The sequence below is a fragment of the Pseudomonas sp. PS02290 genome (genome assembly GCF_029960075.1).
GTDB lineage: Bacteria > Pseudomonadota > Gammaproteobacteria > Pseudomonadales > Pseudomonadaceae > Aquipseudomonas.
The window spans coordinates 1-255 of sequence record NZ_JASCOY010000251.1 but is presented as its reverse complement, the minus strand read 5'-3'; the positions used below and the strand labels follow the sequence as shown (position 1 = coordinate 255).

The following is a 255-nucleotide window of genomic DNA, read 5'->3' as shown; positions in this document are numbered from 1 at the left end:
TTAACGTGGAGAAGTGTCCATGGCAATGCACGTTTCGAAGTCAATCGTGGGCGTGGATGTCGCCAAAGTTGAACTCGTTATTTACGAGCCAGATCAGGATTTGCTCACCTCGATAACCAACGACAAGCCCGCCATAAAGCGCTGGCTTAAAACGTTGCCGAGGCCCACCGCGATTGCAGTTGAAGCAACAAATGTTTATCACATCGACCTGATCGAGCTGGCTTATGAGGCGGGTTTCGACGTTTACATCATTGA

Annotated in this window: 1 pseudogene; it reads left to right on the top strand. The window is 49.4% G+C overall.

Going from position 1 to position 255, the window contains the following annotated elements:
- Nucleotides 1-19: 19 nt before the first annotated feature.
- A pseudogene (locus tag QMX88_RS29390) lies at nucleotides 20-255 on the top strand (IS110 family transposase); the annotation flags it as partial.